Here is a 19,652-nt window from a genome sequence, read left to right as displayed (position 1 = left end):
TTAACCCTTCAATCCCGTTGAGGCGATGCCCTCGACAAAGAAGCGCTGCAGAGAGAGGAAGACGATGAGAACGGGCACGAGGGCGACGACGGAGGCCGCCATGATCAGCCCGTATTCGGCCGAATATTGCGAGATGAACATGCGCAGGCCGATCTGGACGGTCTTCAGCTCGGTCTTGGTGAGATAGATCATCGGCCCGAGGAAATCGTTCCAGGTGCTGACGAAGGTGAAGATCGTCAGCGTCGAGAGGGCGGGCTTAGACAGCGGCAGCATGATGCGCGCCCAGATCTGGTACTCGTTCATGCCGTCGATGCGGGCAGCTTCGCAAAGCTCGGTTGGGATCGACATGTAGAACTGCCGCATCAGGAAGACGCCGAAGGCGGTGAAGGCCTGCAGGCAGATCAGCGCCAGATGCGTGTTGTTGAGGCCGAATTCGCGCATCAGCAGGAACTGCGGCACCATATAGACCTGCCAGGGCATGGCGATGGTGGCGATATAGCCGAGGAACAGCGTGTTCTTGTAGGGGAAGTTCAGCTTGGCGAAGGCGTAGGCCGCAAAGCTTGAAGTCAGAAGCTGCAGCAGCGTGACGATGATCGTCAGCTTCGAGGTGTTGTAGATGAAGAGCGCAAGCGGGATCTTCGTCCAGATATCCACGTAGTTCTGCCATTGCGGCTGTGACGGTATCCACTCGATCGGGAAGGCGAAGACGTCGCGGCTGAGCTTCAGCGATGCCGAGAGCATCCAGGCGAAGGGCATCAGCATGACAATCGTCACCGTGATGACGATGGCATAGAGGAGGACCGTTTTGACGGTGATCTTGCGCCCGGCGATCCTCATGCCTCGTCCTCCCTCTGGCGGCGGAACTGGAAGATCGTGACCGCGAGCACCAGGAAAAACAGTACCAGCGAAATCATGCTGGAATAGCCGAGATCCCAGGAAATGAAGGCCTCGTTATAGATGTGGTAGACGAGGACGAGCGTCGATGTGCCGGGGCCGCCCTGGGTGATCATGAAGATCTGATCGAACACCTTGAAGGACTGGATCGTCAGCATGACCGTGACGAAGAAGGTGGTCGGTCCGAGCTGCGGCACGGTGACATGGATGAACTTCTGCCAGGAGTTGGCCCCGTCGAGATCAGCAGCCTCATAGAGTTCGGCATTGATCCCCTGCAGGCCGGCCAAATAGATGACCATGTAATAGCCCATGTTCTTCCAGATGCCGAAGAGGATCACCGTCACCATCGCCCAGTGGCGGTCGGCCGCCCATCCCGGCATGTTCTTCGGGTCGAGGCCGAGCGTGTAGAGGATCATGTTCACCGGTCCCATCTCGGGATTGAAGATCATGTTCCAGACGACGGCGACCGCGACCAGCGAAGCGACATAGGGAAAGAACATCGCCGTGCGGAAGAAATTCCGCCCGGCGATCTTCTGGTTGAGAAGGACGGCAAGGCCGAGCGCGCAGAGCAGCGTCGCTGGCACCGAGGCGACCGTATAGATGATCGTGTTCCAGAAGGCCGCGATGAAGGCCTTGTCGTTGAACAGTCGCCAGAAATTGTCGAACCCCGCGAATGTGATCGCATTCGAGCCGTCCCAGTGCATGAAGGCGAGCGCGAAGGCGAAGAGGATCGGGCCGAGCGTGAAGACGGCGAAGCCGAGGAAATTCGGCGCGATGAAGGAATAGGCGACCAACGCGCTGCGAATCTTGCGCTGGCGCTTGGACAGAACCGCGACCTTCCGGCGTGGCTCTGCCGGGGCGCCATCCGTCACTATGACCGAATTCGATATGGACACCGATGCTTCCTCCTGGTCGGCACTCTGCAGCTGGCGACGTCTGGGCTTCTCTAACCTAAAGTCCAGAGCCGTTCGGGCGGATGGACGCCGCCTGTTCTTCCTCCTGCCAAGGACATAGCACATCTCCGGTATTGGTCAAACAAGTTCTGAATAGATCATACAAATTTTATGGCGAACGCCGAAAACATATGATAGGTGAGGATGAAGGCCAGAGGCCGGTCGATGCTTTTCCGCTGCGGGGAGGGATATGTTCAGGGAGATTTCGGGCGCGTTGCCGGACGTCTTCGGCGATTTCACGCCGGGAGCCGTCTACTCCGACCGCGAGAGATGGAACGGGGTGCCGCAGGCGGTGCGGGACGTGGTCGTGCGCGACGCCGAAGCCACGCTGGCGCGAACATGGCCTCTGATCACGGCCGCGGATTACCGGGAATATACGGCAACCGGCAATCGCTCGCGTTTCGAGGTGCTTTATTTCACGCGGCGGCGGATGCTTAACGATCTGGTGCTAGGAGAACTTGTCGAAGGAAGCGGCCGGTTCCTGCCGGGGATCGTCGACGGCATCTTCCTGATTGCCGAGGAGAGCGGCTGGCAGCTTCCGGCGCATAATGCCTATGGGCGCGGCGGCCCGCGTCTGCCGCTTCCCGACAGTTCGCAGCCGGTCGTCGATCTCTTCGCTGCCGAAACGGCTGCCCTTCTGGCCACGATCGTCGCCTTGCTCGGCGATGCGCTCGACGGCATCAGCCCGGAGATTGCGGCGCGTGTGAAGCGCGAGATCGAGGTCCGTATCCTGACGCCCTATCTCGGCCGGCATTTCTGGTGGATGGGCGACGGCGACGAGCGGATGAACAACTGGACCGCCTGGATCACCCAGAACGTCCTGCTGACCACCTTCTCACTGAAGACCGATCAGCCGACGCGCCGCGCCGTCACTGAAAAGGCGCTCGGCAGCCTCGATGCCTTTCTGAAGGATTATGCCGAGGACGGCGCCTGCGAGGAAGGCGTGGTCTATTACCGCCACGCCGCACTCTGCCTGCATGGCGCGCTGACCGTGCTCGACAGCGTAGCGCCGGGCTTGTTCGACAAGGTGTGGCGGCAGTCGAAAATCAGGAACATGGCCGAATATATCGCCAACATGCATGTGGCCGACCGCTATTATTTCAACTTCGCGGACTCCTCTGCTGTGGTCGAGCCCTGCAGCGCGCGCGAATATCTGTTCGGAAAGGCGGTCGGCTCCGAGATGCTATCGGCCTTTGCCGCAGCCGACCGGGCGGCAGCCGAGAGCCCGCACCTGCCGGAGGAGTGGAACCTCTGGTATCGCGTGCAGGAACTATTAGAGGGATCGGCGATCCCCAGGGTCAAACCGGATCCGGCGCCCAAGCGGGATATCTTTTATCCCGGCATCGGCCTCTTCGTCGCCCGCGACGAGCAATTTTCGCTCGCGGTCAAGGGCGGCAGCAATGGCGAGGGCCACAATCACAACGATGTCGGCAGCGTGACGCTCTACAAGAACGGACGCCCGTTCCTGATCGACGTCGGCGTCGAGACCTATGCCGCCAAGACCTTCTCGCCGCGGCGCTACGAGATCTGGACAATGCAGTCGGCCTATCACAACCTGCCGACTTTCTCCGGCGTCATGCAGGTCGCCGGGGAAGCCTTCGGCGCAAGGAATGTAGAGGTCGAATTCGCCGAGGAGTGCGCGCGCATAACCCTCGAAATATCAGGCGCCTATCCCGAGGAAGCGCAACTGCGCAGCTATCGCCGCACGGTCTCCCTGCTGCGGGGGCGCCATGTCGAGATCGTCGATACCCATGACGGCGACCGGCCGGCGGTCCTGGCGCTGATGACGTGCCTCGCGCCGACCGTCGTCTCCGACAGAATAGATCTCGCCGATCTCGGCAGCATTTTTGTCGAGGGCGCCGGCGAAATCGAAGTCGATGAGATCGAGGTCAATGACATCAGGCTGAGATCGGCCTGGCCCGAGAGGCTCTACCGGCTGCGTGTGCCGTTCGCGGACAAGCGCCTGAAATTGCAAGTTAATTAGCGAGTTAGAGCATGATATCCTCCGGAGGTCGAGCATGGAATTGACGCTGAAGATCGTGGATGCCGACGGGTTCGTGCAGGCAAGCGCCACTGGGCGGGACGAGACCTTTCTCGTCTATCGCCAGGATTATCGTGAGGGCGACTGCGTCGTCGTCGAAGCCTCCGAACCCGGGCATCTCTTCCTCGCCTTAGACAGCGCGATCCATCCCGGTTTTGTCTACATCAAGGAAAGTACTTACTCGCTCGCTGTGCCTTTCGGCGATAAGCGCAAGTCCTATTCGCCGAATGCCTTCAAGGGGGACATCCACCGGCTTTCAGCGAGAAAGGCGCGGCCCGACGAACTCGCGCAGCGGCGCAATCTCGCTTTGAACCCCTGGGACGACCACGCCAATCGGGCGCTCTTCCCGCATGCGCGGGCCAATGTCGAGACCCGCGGCGAAGCGGTCTTTGCGGCGCGCAATGCGATCGACGGCGAAAAGGCCAACGACAATCATGGATTCTGGCCCTATACGAGTTGGGGCATCAATCGCGACCCCGAAGCGACGCTGACGGTGGAGTTCGGCAGGCCCGTCCGGATTGATGAGATCGTCTTCTACCTCAGGGCTGATTTCCCGCATGATTCCTGGTGGGAGCAGGCGAGCGTCACCTTCTCCAACGGCAAGACCCGCTCCTTTTCGTTGACAAAAACCGGCGTCGCGCAATGTTTTTCCATCGAGCCCTACATCGTCGAATGGGTGGAGCTGCACGGATTGGTTAAGGCCGAGGACGGTTCGCCTTTTCCGGCGCTGACGCAGATCGAAATCTGGGGAGCAGAGGCGTTGGGCGCCGCAGCCGTCGCTGCCGAAGATCAGGCCGGTCACGCCGCTCTTTCTGTTCCTCTATGAACCCAAGGCCGGCCTCGGCCGTGCTGCGCTCGGCGGGCTGTCGTGCAGACGGTTCCACGCTCGGCGCAGCTGCCGGGCCGAGCCGAAGCCTGAGCGCATCGCCACAGCCTCCATATCCAGCCTTGAACCGGCGAGCATCTCCCGGGCAAGCGCCACGCGCATGCGGTTGACGAAATCCGTGACGCTCATGCCGGTCTGCTCGTTGAACAGCCGCGAGAGGTTCCGCGGACTGGCACCGCTGAGGTGCGCAAGCGAGGCGACCGACCAGTCGCGAGTGGGATCGGCGGCGACGGCATCCTGTGCACGATGAATGACCGGATGGATATGGTTACGGCCTTCGAGCCAGGGCGAAAGCTGCGGGTCCGAGCCGGCGCGCCTGAGATAGACGACGAGATACCGCGCCACCGCAAGCGCGCAGGCATGTCCCGTCGCTTCGGCGACGATATACAGCATGAGATCAATGCCGGCGGTGATGCCGGCGCTCGTCAGGCGCTCTCCATCCTCAACATAGAGGCGGTTGTCCCGGATGCGCGCGGTGGGCGCGAGTCTGGCCAGGTCTTCCATGCAGCCGTGATGGGTGGTGCATTCGCGGCCATCGAGCATTCCGGCCTCGGCGGCGAGCAGGGCGCCGGAGCAGATCGAGACCAATCGAACTCCCGGACGAATGGCGCGCTTCAGCCATGCGACGATGCCGGCCTGCGCGGCGCGCTCCTGCCCGTCCCAAGGACGGTTGTTCTCCATCGGCGCGTCGGCGCTGCCGGCGATGACGACGAGCGCCCGATCGGGCAAGCGCTCCGGCAGGGCGGCGACGCCGGTGACGGAAAGGCCGATCGAGCTGCCGACCGTTGCCGACGGGCCGATATAGGTGACGCTGAAGCGCACCGCCTGCTGTTCGAGATTGGCCTTGCGCAGCACTTCGATCGGACCGGCGACGTCGAGCAGCAGCACGCGCGGCGGCACGACGACGAAAACGGGAATCTCGAAGGGCTGCGCGACTTCCGTCATGCGGCGAGTTGCTCAGCGCGCCCCGCCAGCGCCTGTTCGACGGTTGAGATCCTGGCGAAACGGCCCGACAGGACCAGTTCCGTGCGGCCGCGTATTTCCCCGGCGCTCCAGGTGCGTCCCGCCGCGTCGGTCATCGGGAAAGTCAGCGTCGCTTCGCCGACATAATCGACCTGATAGCCGAGATCCGATGCGTGGCGGGTCGTGGTCTCGCAGCACTGTTCGGTGCGGATGCCCGAGACGATGATGCGACGGACGCCGTTCTCGGTCAGCCAGACGTCGAGACCGGAGCCGACGAGCGCGCTGTGACGGCTCTTTTTGAAGGTCACGTCGGGGGCGATCCTCAGCGGAGCGAGCGTCCTGACGAAGCCCGAGCTTTCCGAAAACGGCCCGCTGCCATCGACATGGAAGATCTGAACGACGGGTATCCCGCTTGCCGCCGCGCCATCGATCAGAGCCTGCTGGCGATCGATATAGGCGGATGCGAGGCTTTCATCCCAATGATCGCGCTGCCGGAAGGACTCCTGAGCGTCGATGACGAGAAGTATGGTTTCATGGCCGGACATTTCTTGCTCCGTGGATGTTGATCATGAAGCCATACTCGGCGACCCCAGGCCAGAGGAAAATGCACGCGTCGGACAATTAGCGGACACTTCGCGCCAACTAAGGCGGAAGGCAGCCCGATGCCGCGAACGGTGGACGCGATCGAATGTTGCCGCCCTTCCATGCGCCTGCTTCCGCGAGCCCCTCCGCACGTGCTAAGGGGATTGGATGCGACTGCTTGTGGTGGAGGACAACAAGGAACTGGCGGCCTGGCTGGGCAAAGCCCTGCGGCAGGCGCAATATACGATCGACATTGCCTATGACGGCGAAGACGCGGAGCATCTGCTCAAGGTGGCGGAATATTCGGCGATGATCCTCGACCTTTCGCTGCCGAAGCTCGACGGATTGACGCTCCTGAAGCGGCTGAGACAATCAGGCAACAAGCTCCCGGTCATCATCCTGACCGCCAATGCGAGCCTCGACGGCCGCGTGGCCGGGCTCGACAGCGGCGCCGACGATTACCTCGCCAAGCCCTTCGAAATCGCCGAACTCGAAGCCAGGATACGCGCGGTGGTGCGCCGCGGGCAGGACCGGGCCTCGTCGGAAATCACCGTCGGAAACCTGCGTTTTTCCGGCGGCACGCGGCAGTTCTTCGTCGAGGGCGAGCCGCTGCAATTGACGCCGCGGGAATATGCCGTGCTCGAACAGCTCGTCATGAAGCTCGGCACTACGGTTTCGAAAGCCGCCCTGTCCGAAAGCGTCTTCGGTTTCGACGATGAGGCGGATCCGAGCGCCATCGAAATCTATGTCCATAGGCTTCGAAAGAAGCTCGAAGCCAGCTCCGTGCAGATCGCGACGTTGCGCGGCCTCGGTTATCTCCTCAGACATGTTCAGTAGCGTCTTCAGGAAAACTGGCGCTGCCATGGGTCGGCTCAGCCAGAGCCTCAGGGTGCAGTTGCTTTCCCTGGTGCTGCTGACGCTGTTCGGCGCGATCGGCTTCAATCTCTACGACAGTTTCTGGTCAGCCGACGCGACGGCAAAGCTGGTGACGGATCGAACGCTTCTCGCGTCCGCCCGCGTCATCGCCGAGGCGGTGCGCGTCGACGAGGGCGGCAATGTTCAGGTGGATGTGCCGCCGGCTGCGCTCGAGATGTTTGATACCGGCTTCGGCGACCGCGTCTTTTACCAGGTCATCACCGCCTGGGGCAATCTGGTGAGTGGCTTTCCCGATCTGCCGCTGCCGGCCGTCCAGCGCTCCGGCGAGGATCGCGCCTTCCGCGGCGCCGATGTGCGCGTCCTGATGCTCGATCATCCGGTCGTCGGTCTTCCCAACGACGGCACGATCTCCGTGACCGTCGCCGTGACGCATATCAGCCAATATGCGATGCGAAAACAATTATGGCTTTCGGATTTTTCGAAGCAGTTCGTGCTGGTCTTCCTTGCAAGCTTGGTGACCATTCTCGGGCTGCAGCGCGGCCTTGCGCCGGCTTTGAGGCTGCGGGACGCCGTGCGCCGGCGCGGGCGCAATCGTCTCGATCCGTTGCCGCCGGAGATGGTCCAGAGCGAATTGCGCCCGCTCGTCCATGCGCTGAACGATTACATGGAGCGCGTCCAGAACCAAATGGCCGCACAGCGGCGGTTCGTATCGAACGCGGCGCATCAGTTGAGGACGCCGCTTGCGCTGATTTCGACGCAGGCGAGTGTGGCGTCCCGAGAAGATGATGCGGCCCGCCGCGACGAGGCGCTTGCTGCGCTCCGCGCCAGTACCCGGCAGATTTCGCGCCTCGCCAGCCAGCTTCTCACCTTGTCGCGGGCCGAGCCCGGCAGCCGCCGCCCGCGCAGCGATGCGACCGATCTCAGCAAGGCTGCCCGCGAGATCCTGGAGGCCTATGCCGAAGAGGCGCTCAAGCGCAACATCGATCTCGGTCTGGAGGCGGACCGCTCCGTCATCGTCGAGGGTGACGGGACAATGCTGCGCGAAATGCTGGTTAATCTCATCGACAATGCGATCCGCTATAGCAAAGCCGATGGGCGAGTGACCGTTGCTGTCGGGCAGGAGAACGGCCACGCGGTCGTCACTGTCGAGGACAATGGGCCGGGCATTCCCGAAGGGGAGCGCGAGCAGGTTTTTGAACGGTTCTATCGGATCATGGGAACCGAAAGCGAAGGGAGCGGTCTCGGGCTTGCGATTGTCCGTGAGGTCGTCGAAGGCGCTGGAGGTTCGGTTTCGCTGAGCGATGCGAAGGGCGGCGGGCTCGTCGTGACCATTCGAGTTCCGCTTGCCTGAATGGTCATGCTTGGGCTTGCCCATTCTGTCCGGTTCCCGACCGTGAGGCTGCCCGTAAAAGGCGGGGAGAGGGTGCGGCATGGTCCCTTCGCCGCGGGGAGGTGCGGCAGCCAGATGAGGGGCAAGTGCCGGATGACGCGGGGCAAAGAACGATTTTTGCCATCAAACGAAAGGCCGGGCATGGCGCCCGGCCTTCGCTTCGATCTGCCTTGGGAGGAGGCGGATTTATTGCGTATCGAGGTGCTGCTGCGGCCGCCATTTCGCCAGGCGGTTTTCGATCAGCGTCATGATGTATTCGGCAAAAAGCGTGACGACCATGACGAGGAGGATGGCCGCGAACATGCCGGCCGCATCGAACGTGCCCTTGGCGATCGAGATCAACTGACCGATGCCGAAGCGGGCGCCGACGAATTCGCCGACGATTGCACCGATGATCGCAAAGCCGAAGGAGACGTGGAGGCTCGCGAAGATCCAGCTCATCGCCGAGGGAATGACCACCGTGCGCGTCACCTGCCAGTCGGAAGCGCCGAGAATGCGGGCGTTGGCGATCATGTTGCGGTCGGCTTCGCGCACGCCCTGGAAGGCGTTGGCGAAGACGACGAAGAACACCATGATGAAGGCGAGCGCCACCTTGGACGGCAGGCCGAGACCCATGATCATGATGAAGATTGGGGCCAGGACGACGCGCGGGATCGAGTTGATCGCCTTGATGTAGACGGAGAAGATATCCGACAGGAAACGGTTGCGGCCGAGGCCGATGCCGACGAAGACGCCGGTGATCGAGCCGGCGAAGAAGCCGATCAGCGCCTCCTCCATCGTCACCCAGAGATTATACCAGAGCGATCCTTCGGTCGTGCCCTCTGTCGCCCATTCGTAAAGGCGCTCGAGAACGCCGCTCGGGCTCGAGTAGAAGAACGGGTCGATCCACTGCATGTTGGAGGCAAGCTCCCACATGCCGATCACGAAGACCAGGATGGCGATCTGCCAGAAGCGCACCAGCGTGTTGCGCCGGCGCATGGCCTTCAGTGCTGAGGCTTCGATTTCGGCATCCGATGTGCCCGGGCGAAAGAGAGCGGTCGAACCGGCCTCGAGCGTGATGTGTGCCATGATATCCTCCCTCAGGCTGCTTCGCTTGCGCGGCGGTAGCTGGTCTCGACCTCTTCGCGCAGGTCTTCCCAGATCGTCTTGCAGTAATCGATGAAGCTCTGCTCGTAGCGGATCTCCGAGACGATGCGCGGCCGGGGAAGATCGATCGTGTAGACCGACTTGACCGTGGCCGGGCCGGCGGTCAGCACATAGACCTTGTCGGCGAGCGCCACGGCCTCTTCGAGATCGTGGGTGACGAACACCACCGACGCCTTGCGCTCCGCCCAGAGCTTGAGCAGTTCCTCGTGCATGACGGTCCGGGTCTGCACGTCGAGCGCCGAGAAAGGCTCGTCCATCAGCAGGATCTCAGGTTCGTTGATGAAGGTCTGCGCCAGCGAGACGCGCTTGCGCATACCGCCGGAGAGCTGATGCGGATAGTGATGCAGAAACTTCGACAGGCCGACGCGCGCCAGCCAATCGCGGGCCATCTTCTCAGCCTCGGCGCGCGATTTGCCGCGGAACAGCGGACCGGCCATGACGTTGTCGATGACGTTCTTCCAGGGAAAGAGCGCGTCGGTCTGGAACGCAAAGCCGACGCGCGGGTCGATACCGGTGATCGGCCCGCCCATCAGGCGGACTTCGCCGGCGGAGGGGCGTGCGAGGCCCGTCACGAGATTGAGGGTCGTCGACTTGCCGCATCCGGTCGGGCCGACGACGGCGACGAACTCGCCGCGAGCGACCGTCATGTTGAAATCCCGCAGCGCAGTGAGCGACTTGCCTGTGGGCGAGACGAAGCGGCGGCTGACATTGATCAGCTCGATCGCCGGGACCTGTTTGTTGTCCTGTTGCATGGTGATACCTGAGGCGTGCTTGAGGGCGCGCACGCAATGCCCATGATCGAACGGGGCCGCTCCCGGTTGGAAGCCGGGAGCGGCGCGGCTGACTTACTGGACGTTCTTGACGAATTCCGTCGTGTAGGTCTTGGAAAGGTCGATCTGCTTGCCCTTGACGTTCTTGGAGAACTCCGAGAGCACGGCAAGCACGGTCTTCGGACCGTCTTCCGGCATGACGCCATCGGCCGTGAACATGCCCTTGCCCTCTTCGAGGGCCTTGATGTAGCCGTCCTTGTCGCCGACGTAGAAATCCTTCGGCATCTTGTCGGCGATTTCGGCGGCCGAATGGGTGTTGATGTATTTCAGCGTCTTGACGAAGGCGTTAGCGAGCTTCTGCGCTTCTTCCTTGTGCTCATCTACCCAGGAGGTTTCCATGTAGAGCGAGGCAGCCGGATAGGTGCCACCGAGCGCCTGACGGGTCGCTTCAACAGTGCGCATGTCGACGAGAACGCTCGCTTCGCCTGTCTTGATCATGCGCGAAATCGTCGGCTCCGTCGTCATGCCGGCCTGGATCTGATCTTGCTGCATGGCCGCGATGAAAGTGCCGCCGGCGCCGACGGGAATGGTGACGACATCGCCGGGCTTCAGGCCGGCCTTGGAGGCCATGTAAAGGGTCAGGAAATTGGTCGAGGAGCCGAGACCGGTGACGCCGAGGCTCTTGCCCTTGAAGTCGGCCGGCGACTTGATCTCCTGATGCTTGCTCGACACCATCTCGACCTCGCCCGGCGCCTGGCTGAACTGGACGATGGATTCGACGAACTTGCCCTTGGCCTGGAGATCCACACAGTGGTCGTAGAAGCCGACAACACCCTGGACGGCGCCAGCCAGCAGCTGGTTTTCGGCATCGACGCCGGCCGCTTCGTTCAAAAGCTCGACATCGAGTCCCTCGTCCTTGAAGTAGCCGAGGGATTCGGCAAGCTTGGCGGGCAGATAGATCTGTTTTTCATAGCCGCCGACCATGATGGTGATCTTGTCGGCCGCATGGGCGGCGCTGGTGGTCAGCGATGCCGTGGCCATGAGGGCGGAAATAGCGACGGTGTGAAAAAGGCTGCGTGAAGAACGCATGGAAAACTCCTCCTAGTGGTTTACCCGCATCGTCGTCTCGCCACCTTGACCCGTGTCTCCTCCACGATGCTGCCCTTTCCTAGGACGCCGAAGCTTTCAACTAGCTTTCAGTCGCAGACGGGTAAACCGTCCGTCCATACCGCATGCGGACCGGGCGCGCAGCAGCCCTACAATAGACGTGATGACGCAATCGGCCAGCAGATTCGCTTGCTGCTGCCGGATGGGCTTGCGGCGCTTCCCGCCGGCCTCAGCTTGTAAAGCTGCGCAGATCCTTCAGCAGGTTGCGATATCGCGCCTGGCTGCCGACCAGATGCTCGCGCATGGCGTTGCGCGCGGCCTGATCGTCCCTGTCAGAGATCGCGACGATGATCGTTTCATGTTCGCGATGGATCAGCTTGCGGTAGGCGGTCTGCTCGACGGTTCGGGTTTCCGGGACGAGCCGCGACTGCGGGATGATCGCCGAGCCCTGGGATTCCAGGAAGTGCTTGAACAGCGGATTGTTCGTCGCCTCGGCGATGGCGACATGGAGTTCCAGATCCGCCTCGCGGATGGATTGGTCCGTCTCGATGCAATGGAGGATTTTCCGATGGCATTCGAAGATCGCCTCTTCCTGCGCCGGTGAACGGCGGAGCGCGGCAAGTCCCGCTGCCTCGATTTCGACGGGGGTGCGGATTTCGAGCACTTCGAGATCGGAAGCGACGCGGGCCTTGTCGACCTTCCGGCCCGACAGCGCCGGGTCGGGGCTGATCACGAAAATTCCGGCACCCTGGCGCACCTCGACCAACCCGTCGGACCGCAGCGCGGCGACCGCCTCGCGCACCACGGTTCGGCTGACGCTGTGCGTTTCGGTCAGTTCATGCTCGCTCGGAAGCTTGTCGCCGGCGGCATACTGGCCGCTCAAAATGGCTTGCCGAAGGCTTTCGCCGACCCGTGAGACCAGTGACCCCGAGCCCCTGCCGCGATCCTTCCCCTGCATAGCCATGCTTCCCCCCCCCGCATCGGCTTTGATCCGGATGCCGTTAGTGCGGCATTCGTAAATCTACGATTCATCACACATGTATGACAAATCTGTCTTCATTTCAATGCGGGTTCGCCGAGGCTTCTTCGCTGGATACCGCAAGAGTTAGTCGCGCGAATGGTTGGATGGGGATTTCGATGGAAGCTAAGGGGCTGGCCTCACACGTTCAGTTTTCGCAGAAGGCCGAGCGTCGGCGCTTGACGATCGAGGCGCTGGCGGACGTTGATGGGGGTAATACTGTCAATCACCGGTTTGTGCAGGCCTGGGCCGATAGCCTCGATGGCGAGAAGCCGATCTCGCTGCCTTCGCAATAGAATCACAGCCGCTTGGTCGACTCCCCCCGCACGAATCTCGGCGTCAGAATGAAATCCCGCGGCGGCTCGGCGGCGGCTTCGGGGCTTGAGATTCTTGCCAGCAGCCGCTGCGCCGCCAGTTCGCCGAGCTTCTGGGCATCCTGCACCACCATGGTTATGCGCGGCGTGATGACGTTGCTCCAGGGCACATCGTCGACCATTGCCAGCGATACGTCCTCAGGGCAGCGGAAGCCCATTTCCTGCATCACCTGCAGCGTCGCGAGCCCCATCATGTTGTTGGCGCCGATGATGGCGGTCGGCCTGTCGCGGAGGGTGAGCAGCCGCATCGCCTGCGTATGGCCGCCGGTCCTGGTATAGCCGCCCTCGGTGACCAGCGAGGGATCGACATCGACGCCGGCGGCGGCCATCGTATCGATGAAGCCCTTCAGACGCTCGTCGGCGGTGTGCAGGCCGCTTGGGCCGGAGATGAAGGCGATGCGCCGGTGGCCGAGCTGCAGCAGGTGCTCGGTCAGGATGGTCGTCGTCAGCGGATTGTCGGAGCCGACAAAATCGCGCTCGGCACCTTCCACCTTCTGGTCGAACATCACGATCGGCGTCTTGAAGTCGCGCAGGAACGCGGCGTATTCCTCGCCGTGGCCGTTGGTCGCCAGCGCGATGCCGGCGATCTTCTGGGCTTCCATTCGCTCCAACAGCGCCCGTTCGAGATCGGCCCTGCCGGAAGAGTCGGCGATCAGGACGAAATAGCCATGATCGAGCGCCTGGTGCTCGATCTCGCGGCGGATGTCGCCGAAGAACATGTTGCCGAGATTGGCGGACACGAAACCGACGAGCGAGCTGCGCCCGCGCGCCAGCGTCTGGGCCACCGGATCGATGCGGTAGCCGGTCGATTTGATCGCCTGCTGAATGCGGTCCAGCGTCTCGGCGCCCACCCGCTTCGGGCTGTTGAGCGCAAGCGAGACGGTCGAGATTGAAACTCCCGCAAGGCGCGCGACATCTCTTATGGTCGTCATGTCCATCGAACCGGTTCTAAGGCTTTCCTTTTGGCAGATTTCCTTCGTCTGTGCAACTTGTCCCCTTTGACAGGCCAGAATCTGCGTCATCGACGCTGGGTCTTCCGATTTTCGAATTTCGACTTGACAGGCGCGGAGTCAAGCAAGATGATCAGCCACCGAACCGGTTCGATATGATATCGAGCCGGGAAACAGGGAGGAGAAACCTGTGACAATTTCGGAACGCCAGCCGGGCAAGCACGCCTGGTTCAGCCATGATCGCCTTGGCATGTTCATCCATTGGGGCCTTTATGCTTTGGGAGCCCGGCATGAGTGGTTGAAGAACCGCGAAGAGCTGAACGACGACCACTACCAGCGCTATTTCGAGAATTTCGATCCCGATCTCTACGATCCCAAGGCCTGGGCGCGCCGCGCGCGGCGTGCCGGCATGAAATACGTCGTGGTGACGACCAAGCACCACGAAGGCTTCTGCCTCTGGGACAGCAAGGTGACGGACTATAAAGCGCCGAACACGCCCTGCGGCAAGGATCTGCTGACGCCGCTGGTCGAAGCGTTTCGCGCCGAGGGGCTGAAGATCGGCTTCTACTATTCGCTGCTCGACTGGCATCACCCCGATTTCCCGATCGACGTTCACCACCCCTTGCGCAACCACCCCGAGGCCGCGGCGCTGAATGCCGGTCGCAACATCGCCAATTATGCCGCCTATATGCGCGAGCAGGTGCGCGAGCTTCTGACCGGCTTCGGTCGCATCGACATCATTTGGTTCGATTTCAGCTATCCCGGCCGCGAATATCGCGGCCTGCCAGGCAAGGGCCGCGCCGATTGGGAAAGCGAGCGGCTGCTCGAACTTGTTCGCCAGCTGCAGCCCGAAATCATCGTCAACAACCGCCTCGACCTGCCGCCGGGCAAGCTGCCCGACGTGACGACGCCTGAGCAGTATACGCCGCGCGTGGCACCCGCCATCGCCAGTCAGGGTGTGCTCTGGGAAGCCTGCCACACCTTTAGCGGCTCATGGGGCTATCACCGCGACGAGGACAGCTGGAAGAGCCCGGAGCAGATCATCCAGCTGCTGATCGATTCCGTCGCGCTCGGCGGCAACCTCCTGATGAATGTCGGCCCCACTGGCCGCGGCACCTTCGACGCCCGCGCCATCGCCGCGCTCGAGGTCTACCAGAACTGGATGGAGGTCAATGGGCGCTCGATCTATGGCGCCGGTCCGTCCGAATTTCCCGTGCCGGCCGGCTGCCGCTACACCCAACGTGGCAACCGCCTCTATCTGCATGTCTACAACTGGCCTTACCGCCACATCCATATCGAGGGCCTCGCCGACAGGATCGCCTATGCCCAGTTCCTGCACGATGCCAGCGAAGTGCGCTGGCTCAGCCAGACGAAGGACGTGGATTCCAATATCGGCGTGATGGTGCCGGAGGGCATGATCACGCTCGAACTGCCGGTCCGGCGACCTGATGTCACTGTCCCGGTGATCGAGATCGTCCTCAAGGCGTGAACTCGGTCGCATTCGCGTGTTCATTGCGTCATGGAGGGAGGAGAAACCCATGAAGGTTCTGAAGAAAACGCTTTTGCTTGCCGCAGTCGGCGGCAGCCTCTTTGCCACAACAGCATCGGCCGAGCAGATCAACCTGACCTGGCAGATGTGGACCGGTTCCGAGGCCGATACCAAGGGCTGGCAGCACCTGGCCGACATGGTGAATGCCAAATACCCCGATATCAAAGTGACGCTGACGACGACGGGCTGGGTCGATTACTGGACCCGTCTGCCCGTGCTGGCGGCGTCGGGCCAGCTCGCCGACATTGTTTCCATGCAGTCGCTGCGCATGCCGAATTTCTATTCGCTGCTCGAGCCGCTGAATGACCGGATCGCGGCCGATAAGTTCGACGTCGGCGCTTTTACGCCATCGATCATCGGCGGCATGTCGGTCGATAAGCAGCTTTATGGTCTACCCTATGACGTTGGTCCTTGGGTCGTCTATTATAACCGCGATGCGCTTGAAGCTGCGGGCATTCCGCTGCCGAAGCCGGGCTGGACGCTCGCGGAATTTTCCGACGTCGCCAAGAAGCTGACGAAAGACGGCAAGTACGGCTTCGGCATCACTCCGCAGAACTATTCCGTCCTGGCGGCGGCTTGGGGTGATAAATATGTCAACGATGCCGGCGAGCTCGACCTTACCAATCCCAGCGCCATTGCCGCCGCCGACAGGGTGATCGGCTTTGCCGCCAAGGATAAGATCGCGCCGCTGGTGCCGTCGAGCGCCGATGTCGGCACATTCATCCAGGGCCGGTTCAATTCGGGCAATGTCGCTATGTATGTCGATGGTCCCTGGTCGATCATCGGCATGAAGGACAAGGCGAAGTTCAAGATCGGCCTCACCACCCTGCCGCGCGAAGACGACAAGGACCTTGCCGCGGTTACGGCGGGCTCCGGCTTCGGCATTGCCACGACGAGCAAGAACAAGGATGCCGCCTGGAAAGCGATCCAGGTGCTGACCAGTCCGGAGGCACTGCAATACCTCGCCGAGCAAGGGCGCGCGCTGCCGGCCCGCTCGGCCTCGCAATCCTCCTGGTACAAGGTGGCGGCCAAGGACATCACCAATGGCGGCGAGGCGCTCGATTATTCTTTGGCGCATTCGGTGCCCTATGTGATCACCAACAATTGGGCGGCGGTGGAAAACCTTTTCAACCAGTATTTCCCGCCGGCCTTCGGCGGCAGCGCCGACGCCAAGCAGACGATGGAGTCGATCCAGAGCCTCGCGCAGCAATAGAGCGCGGCGGCACAAGTTGCCGCCTATGGAGGAAAACATGTCGGAAAGCGCCGTTGCCGAAATTACCCTGCAGACCGGTCAGCCACGGCGCCTCCTGAAGCCGGAAACGCAGACGGCCATGCTGTTCCTGCTGCCGAGTTTCCTCGGCTTCATGATCTTCATGGCGCTGCCGATCCTGGCGTCGCTGGCACTGTCCTTCACCAACTGGCAGCTGCTGAAGACGCCGTCCTTCGTCGGCTTTCAAAATTATATCAAGCTCTTCGCCGTTGATCCCGCTTTCTACACCGTCCTCGGAAATACGCTGTTTTTCGCCGTGGAATATTTGGCACTGAACATCATTGTCTCGCTGACGCTGGCGGTATGGATATCGAGTCTCAAGCGCTGCAAGGCGATCTTCCGGGTGATCTTCTTTCTGCCGACCTTTACCCCGACGATCGCAGCCTCCGTGGTGTGGCTGCTGATCTTCACGCCGGGCGGGCTCGCCGACAACGTCATCCGCTGGCTCGGCCTCGGCCTGCCGAATTTCCTGCTGAGTTCGAGCTGGGCCATGCAGGCGGTCGTGCTCGTCACGCTCTGGGCCAATGTCGGCTACAACGTCGTGATGTTCAACGCCGCGCTCGACCTGGTACCGAAGCACTATCTCGAGGCGGCGATGATCGATGGGGCAGGGCCCTGGCGGCGCTTCTGGCGCATCCGGCTGCCGCTCATCTCGCCGACGGTCTTCTTCGCCACCGTCATGACGGCCATCACGTCGCTGCAGGTTTTCGACGAGATTTTCGCCATGACCCGCGGCGGCCCAGGCTCGGCGACCGCGACACTCGGCTTTGCCATCTATCAGAAGGGCTTCACCAATTTCCAGATGGGCTATGCCTCGGCGCTCGCCTGGGTGATGTTCGTCATGATCATGGGCCTCACCATCCTGCAGTTCCACATGCAGCGCAAATGGGTGCATTATGACGACTGACCCGACCTTGCGGCATTCGCATTCCGTCTCTGCAGGTCGGCGCCGCATCCTGCGGCGCATCGGCACCTTCTTCAGCTATGCCGGCCTTTCGCTGGTCGCGCTGCTCTTCCTCTTTCCGTTCTTCTGGATGGTGTCGAATGCGGTGCGCTCCAATACCGAAGTGTTGACCGTGCCGGTGCGCATTCTGCCTGAGGAATATCAGTGGGGCAATTTCGTCGAGGCGCTGGTTTCGCTGCCCTTCGGCGCCTTCCTGATGAATTCCTTCATCGTCGCCTGCGGCGTGACGGCGGTCGTGCTCGTGATTTCCTGCCTCTCGGCCTATGCTTTTGCCCGCCTGCGGTTTCCCGGACGGGAAGGGGTGCTGCTCACCTATCTCAGCACGCTGATGATCCCGCAGGTGATGCTGGTCATCCCGCTCTTCCTCCTCGTCAGCAAGCTCGGCTGGATCAACACCTATCACGGCATGATCCTGCCGGTCGCCTTCTCTTCCTTCGGCACCTTCTTGCTGCGGCAGTTCATCCTCGGCATTCCCAAGGATCTCGACGAGGCGGCGATGATGGACGGGGCGTCGCGCCTACGCATCCTTATCACCGTCATCGTACCGCTTGCCATGCCGGCAATCGGCCTGCTCTCGCTCTTCACTTTCATCGCGCAGTGGAAAAGTTTCCTCTGGCCCCTGATCGCCACCAGCGGCCTTGACAAAGCCACGCTGCCGCTCGGGCTCACTCTGTTCCAGACGCAGCAGGGCACCTCCTGGAACTACATCATGGCCGGCGCGACAATATCCATGGTGCCGGGCGTCATTCTCGCGATCGTGCTCCAAAGGGTGATCTACAAGGGGATAACCGTCGGCTCCGGATTTGGTGGACGCTGAATAAGAACAAAGACTTGATGCTGTATTATCGAGTCCGACTTGAACTGTTTCGAGTCAGCCGCGTGCGGCTGCTTTCCATCCCCTGCGTTAGTTCTCGCTTTCGCACAAAAAGTAAAATTTAACCAAGATTTGAAATAACGCCATTCTATCCGAATTGCGCAGGGGAATTCATGAAAACCGCCACGCTTGCATCCATCGCCTTGGCGATGTCGGTCACTGTCGCGAATGCGCAGACGATCGGCGTCTCAATGTCCGATCTCGATAAATTCAGAACGGCGCTGCTGAACGGCGTCGTCAACCACGGGCAGACAATATCAGGCCTCAAGCTCGTCACCGAAAACGCGAAGGGCGACAACGAGCTGCAGAAGAAGCAGGTTCAGAAGCTGATTGCCGACAAGGTCGATGCCATCATCCTGGCCGTTTCCGATGGCGATCTCGGGCCGCAGATGACCAAGATGGCGGCGGATGCCGGCATTCCGCTGGTTTACATCAATAACGTCCCATCCAATCTTCTGGATCTTCCCGAAAACCAGGTGGTGGTCGCCTCCAACGAGAAGGAATCCGGCACGCTGGAGACAAAGCAGGTCTGCGCTCTGCTCACGGGCAAGGGCCGTGTCGCCGTGCTGATGGGCGAACCCTTCCACGCGGCCGCCCGCGCCCGCACCCAGGACATCTCCGATGTCATCGCCACGCCCGAGTGTAAGGGCCTTGAAATCGTCGAGCGGCAGGCGGCCTATTGGTCGCGCGATTATGCCGACCTGCAGATGCAGGAATGGCTTTCGGCCGGCGTCAAATTCGATGCCGTTATCGCCAACAATGACGAGATGGCGCTTGGCGCGATCCGCGCCATGAAGAAGGCCGGCATCCCGATGAAGGACGTCGTCGTCGCCGGCGTCGACGCGACTGATGATGCGCTCGCTGCGATGACGGCCGGCGATCTTGATGTCACCATTCTCCAGAGCGCCGTCGGGCAGGGGGCGGCGGCAGTCGACGCGGCCGTCAAGCTCGTCAACAAGGAGAAGGTGCCGCGCGAAAACAACGTTCCCTTCGAACTCGTCACCCCTCAGAACATTGCCCAATACCTGCCGAAGAGCCAGTGAGC

General features: G+C 61.7%; 19 protein-coding genes. 10 read left to right on the top strand and 9 right to left on the bottom strand.

The window, feature by feature from the left end; genetic code table 11:
• Together RHE_RS28075 and RHE_RS28070 are read right to left on the bottom strand one after the other, a co-directional pair.
• Positions 1–837 carry a carbohydrate ABC transporter permease gene (locus tag RHE_RS28075; protein ID WP_011428624.1) on the bottom strand — a complete coding sequence of 279 codons (837 nt, stop codon included), beginning with the start codon at positions 835–837 and terminating at the stop codon, positions 1–3.
• Positions 834–1,790: a carbohydrate ABC transporter permease gene (locus RHE_RS28070; protein WP_042120001.1), complete on the bottom strand. Its 957-nt coding sequence runs from the start codon at positions 1,788–1,790 to the stop codon at positions 834–836. The genes RHE_RS28075 and RHE_RS28070 overlap by 4 nt, the downstream gene beginning before the upstream one ends.
• A gap of 247 nt (positions 1,791–2,037) precedes the next feature.
• Here RHE_RS28070 and RHE_RS28065 point away from each other — a divergent pair, with 247 nt between their 5' ends.
• Together RHE_RS28065 and RHE_RS28060 are read left to right on the top strand one after the other, a co-directional pair.
• Complete coding sequence (locus RHE_RS28065; RefSeq protein WP_011428622.1) at positions 2,038–3,831, top strand: heparinase II/III domain-containing protein; 1,794 nt, start codon at positions 2,038–2,040, stop codon at positions 3,829–3,831.
• Between the two features lie 34 nt (positions 3,832–3,865).
• Entirely contained in the window at positions 3,866–4,714 is an 849-nt protein-coding gene (locus tag RHE_RS28060) for a carbohydrate-binding protein (protein WP_011428621.1), read from the top strand.
• Here the strand turns inward: RHE_RS28060 and RHE_RS28055 are convergent.
• A complete protein-coding gene (locus RHE_RS28055) occupies positions 4,709–5,719 on the bottom strand; it encodes a GlxA family transcriptional regulator (protein WP_011428620.1) in 1,011 nt (336 codons plus the stop codon). The genes RHE_RS28060 and RHE_RS28055 overlap by 6 nt on opposite strands.
• A complete protein-coding gene (locus RHE_RS28050) occupies positions 5,716–6,282 on the bottom strand; it encodes an isochorismatase family protein (protein ID WP_011428619.1) in 567 nt (188 codons plus the stop codon). Before RHE_RS28050 ends, RHE_RS28055 begins: the two co-directional genes overlap by 4 nt.
• Before the next feature lie 205 nt (positions 6,283–6,487).
• Between RHE_RS28050 and RHE_RS28045 the strand changes: the two genes are divergently transcribed.
• Both RHE_RS28045 and RHE_RS28040 read left to right on the top strand, forming a co-directional pair.
• Entirely contained in the window at positions 6,488–7,156 is a 669-nt protein-coding gene (locus RHE_RS28045; RefSeq protein WP_011428618.1) for a response regulator, read from the top strand.
• Positions 7,146–8,546, top strand: a complete 1,401-nt coding sequence (locus RHE_RS28040) for a sensor histidine kinase (RefSeq protein ID WP_042120000.1) — start codon at positions 7,146–7,148, stop codon at positions 8,544–8,546. Before RHE_RS28045 ends, RHE_RS28040 begins: the two co-directional genes overlap by 11 nt.
• Positions 8,547–8,771: 225 nt before the next feature.
• Here the strand turns inward: RHE_RS28040 and RHE_RS28035 are convergent, their stop codons facing one another.
• The 4 genes from RHE_RS28035 to RHE_RS28020 all read right to left on the bottom strand — a co-directional run bounded on the left by RHE_RS28035 (position 8,772) and on the right by RHE_RS28020 (position 12,566).
• On the bottom strand, positions 8,772–9,653 hold the full coding sequence (locus RHE_RS28035) for an ABC transporter permease (RefSeq protein WP_011428616.1): 882 nt from the start codon (positions 9,651–9,653) through the stop codon (positions 8,772–8,774).
• An 11-nt stretch (positions 9,654–9,664) separates the two neighbouring features.
• A complete protein-coding gene (locus RHE_RS28030) occupies positions 9,665–10,483 on the bottom strand; it encodes an ABC transporter ATP-binding protein (RefSeq protein ID WP_042119999.1) in 819 nt (272 codons plus the stop codon).
• Between the two features lie 93 nt (positions 10,484–10,576).
• Positions 10,577–11,590, bottom strand: a complete 1,014-nt coding sequence (locus RHE_RS28025) for an ABC transporter substrate-binding protein (protein WP_011428614.1) — start codon at positions 11,588–11,590, stop codon at positions 10,577–10,579.
• Between the two features lie 247 nt (positions 11,591–11,837).
• Positions 11,838–12,566 (bottom strand): FadR/GntR family transcriptional regulator, encoded by a 729-nt coding sequence (locus RHE_RS28020; RefSeq protein ID WP_020919624.1) that lies wholly within the window; start codon positions 12,564–12,566, stop codon positions 11,838–11,840.
• Between the two features lie 83 nt (positions 12,567–12,649).
• On the opposite strand from RHE_RS28020, the gene RHE_RS35170 reads away from it, so the two are divergent.
• Positions 12,650–12,922 (top strand): hypothetical protein, encoded by a 273-nt coding sequence (locus RHE_RS35170; RefSeq protein WP_042119998.1) that lies wholly within the window; start codon positions 12,650–12,652, stop codon positions 12,920–12,922.
• A 2-nt stretch (positions 12,923–12,924) separates the two neighbouring features.
• Here the strand turns inward: RHE_RS35170 and RHE_RS28010 are convergent, their stop codons facing one another.
• Complete coding sequence (locus tag RHE_RS28010) at positions 12,925–13,932, bottom strand: LacI family DNA-binding transcriptional regulator (protein WP_011428612.1); 1,008 nt, start codon at positions 13,930–13,932, stop codon at positions 12,925–12,927.
• Positions 13,933–14,140: 208 nt separating this feature from the next.
• Here RHE_RS28010 and RHE_RS28005 point away from each other — a divergent pair, with 208 nt between their 5' ends.
• The 5 genes from RHE_RS28005 to RHE_RS27985 all read left to right on the top strand — a co-directional run bounded on the left by RHE_RS28005 (position 14,141) and on the right by RHE_RS27985 (position 19,650).
• The gene (locus RHE_RS28005; RefSeq protein WP_011428611.1) at positions 14,141–15,439 is read left to right on the top strand and encodes an alpha-L-fucosidase; all 1,299 of its coding nucleotides are present in this window, start codon (positions 14,141–14,143) and stop codon (positions 15,437–15,439) included.
• A 49-nt stretch (positions 15,440–15,488) separates the two neighbouring features.
• Positions 15,489–16,712 (top strand): ABC transporter substrate-binding protein, encoded by a 1,224-nt coding sequence (locus tag RHE_RS28000; protein WP_011428610.1) that lies wholly within the window; start codon positions 15,489–15,491, stop codon positions 16,710–16,712.
• 37 nt (positions 16,713–16,749) lie between these two features.
• A complete protein-coding gene (locus RHE_RS27995; protein WP_011428609.1) occupies positions 16,750–17,676 on the top strand; it encodes a carbohydrate ABC transporter permease in 927 nt (308 codons plus the stop codon).
• Positions 17,666–18,550 carry a carbohydrate ABC transporter permease gene (locus tag RHE_RS27990; RefSeq protein ID WP_011428608.1) on the top strand — a complete coding sequence of 295 codons (885 nt, stop codon included), beginning with the start codon at positions 17,666–17,668 and terminating at the stop codon, positions 18,548–18,550. The genes RHE_RS27995 and RHE_RS27990 overlap by 11 nt, the downstream gene beginning before the upstream one ends.
• A gap of 170 nt (positions 18,551–18,720) precedes the next feature.
• Positions 18,721–19,650: a substrate-binding domain-containing protein gene (locus RHE_RS27985; RefSeq protein ID WP_011428607.1), complete on the top strand. Its 930-nt coding sequence runs from the start codon at positions 18,721–18,723 to the stop codon at positions 19,648–19,650.
• The last annotated feature ends 2 nt before the right edge of the window (positions 19,651–19,652 follow it).

It is taken from the genome of Rhizobium etli CFN 42 (assembly GCF_000092045.1).
GTDB classification, from domain to species: domain Bacteria; phylum Pseudomonadota; class Alphaproteobacteria; order Rhizobiales; family Rhizobiaceae; genus Rhizobium; species Rhizobium etli.
This window is presented reverse-complemented; position numbering and strand designations above follow the sequence as displayed.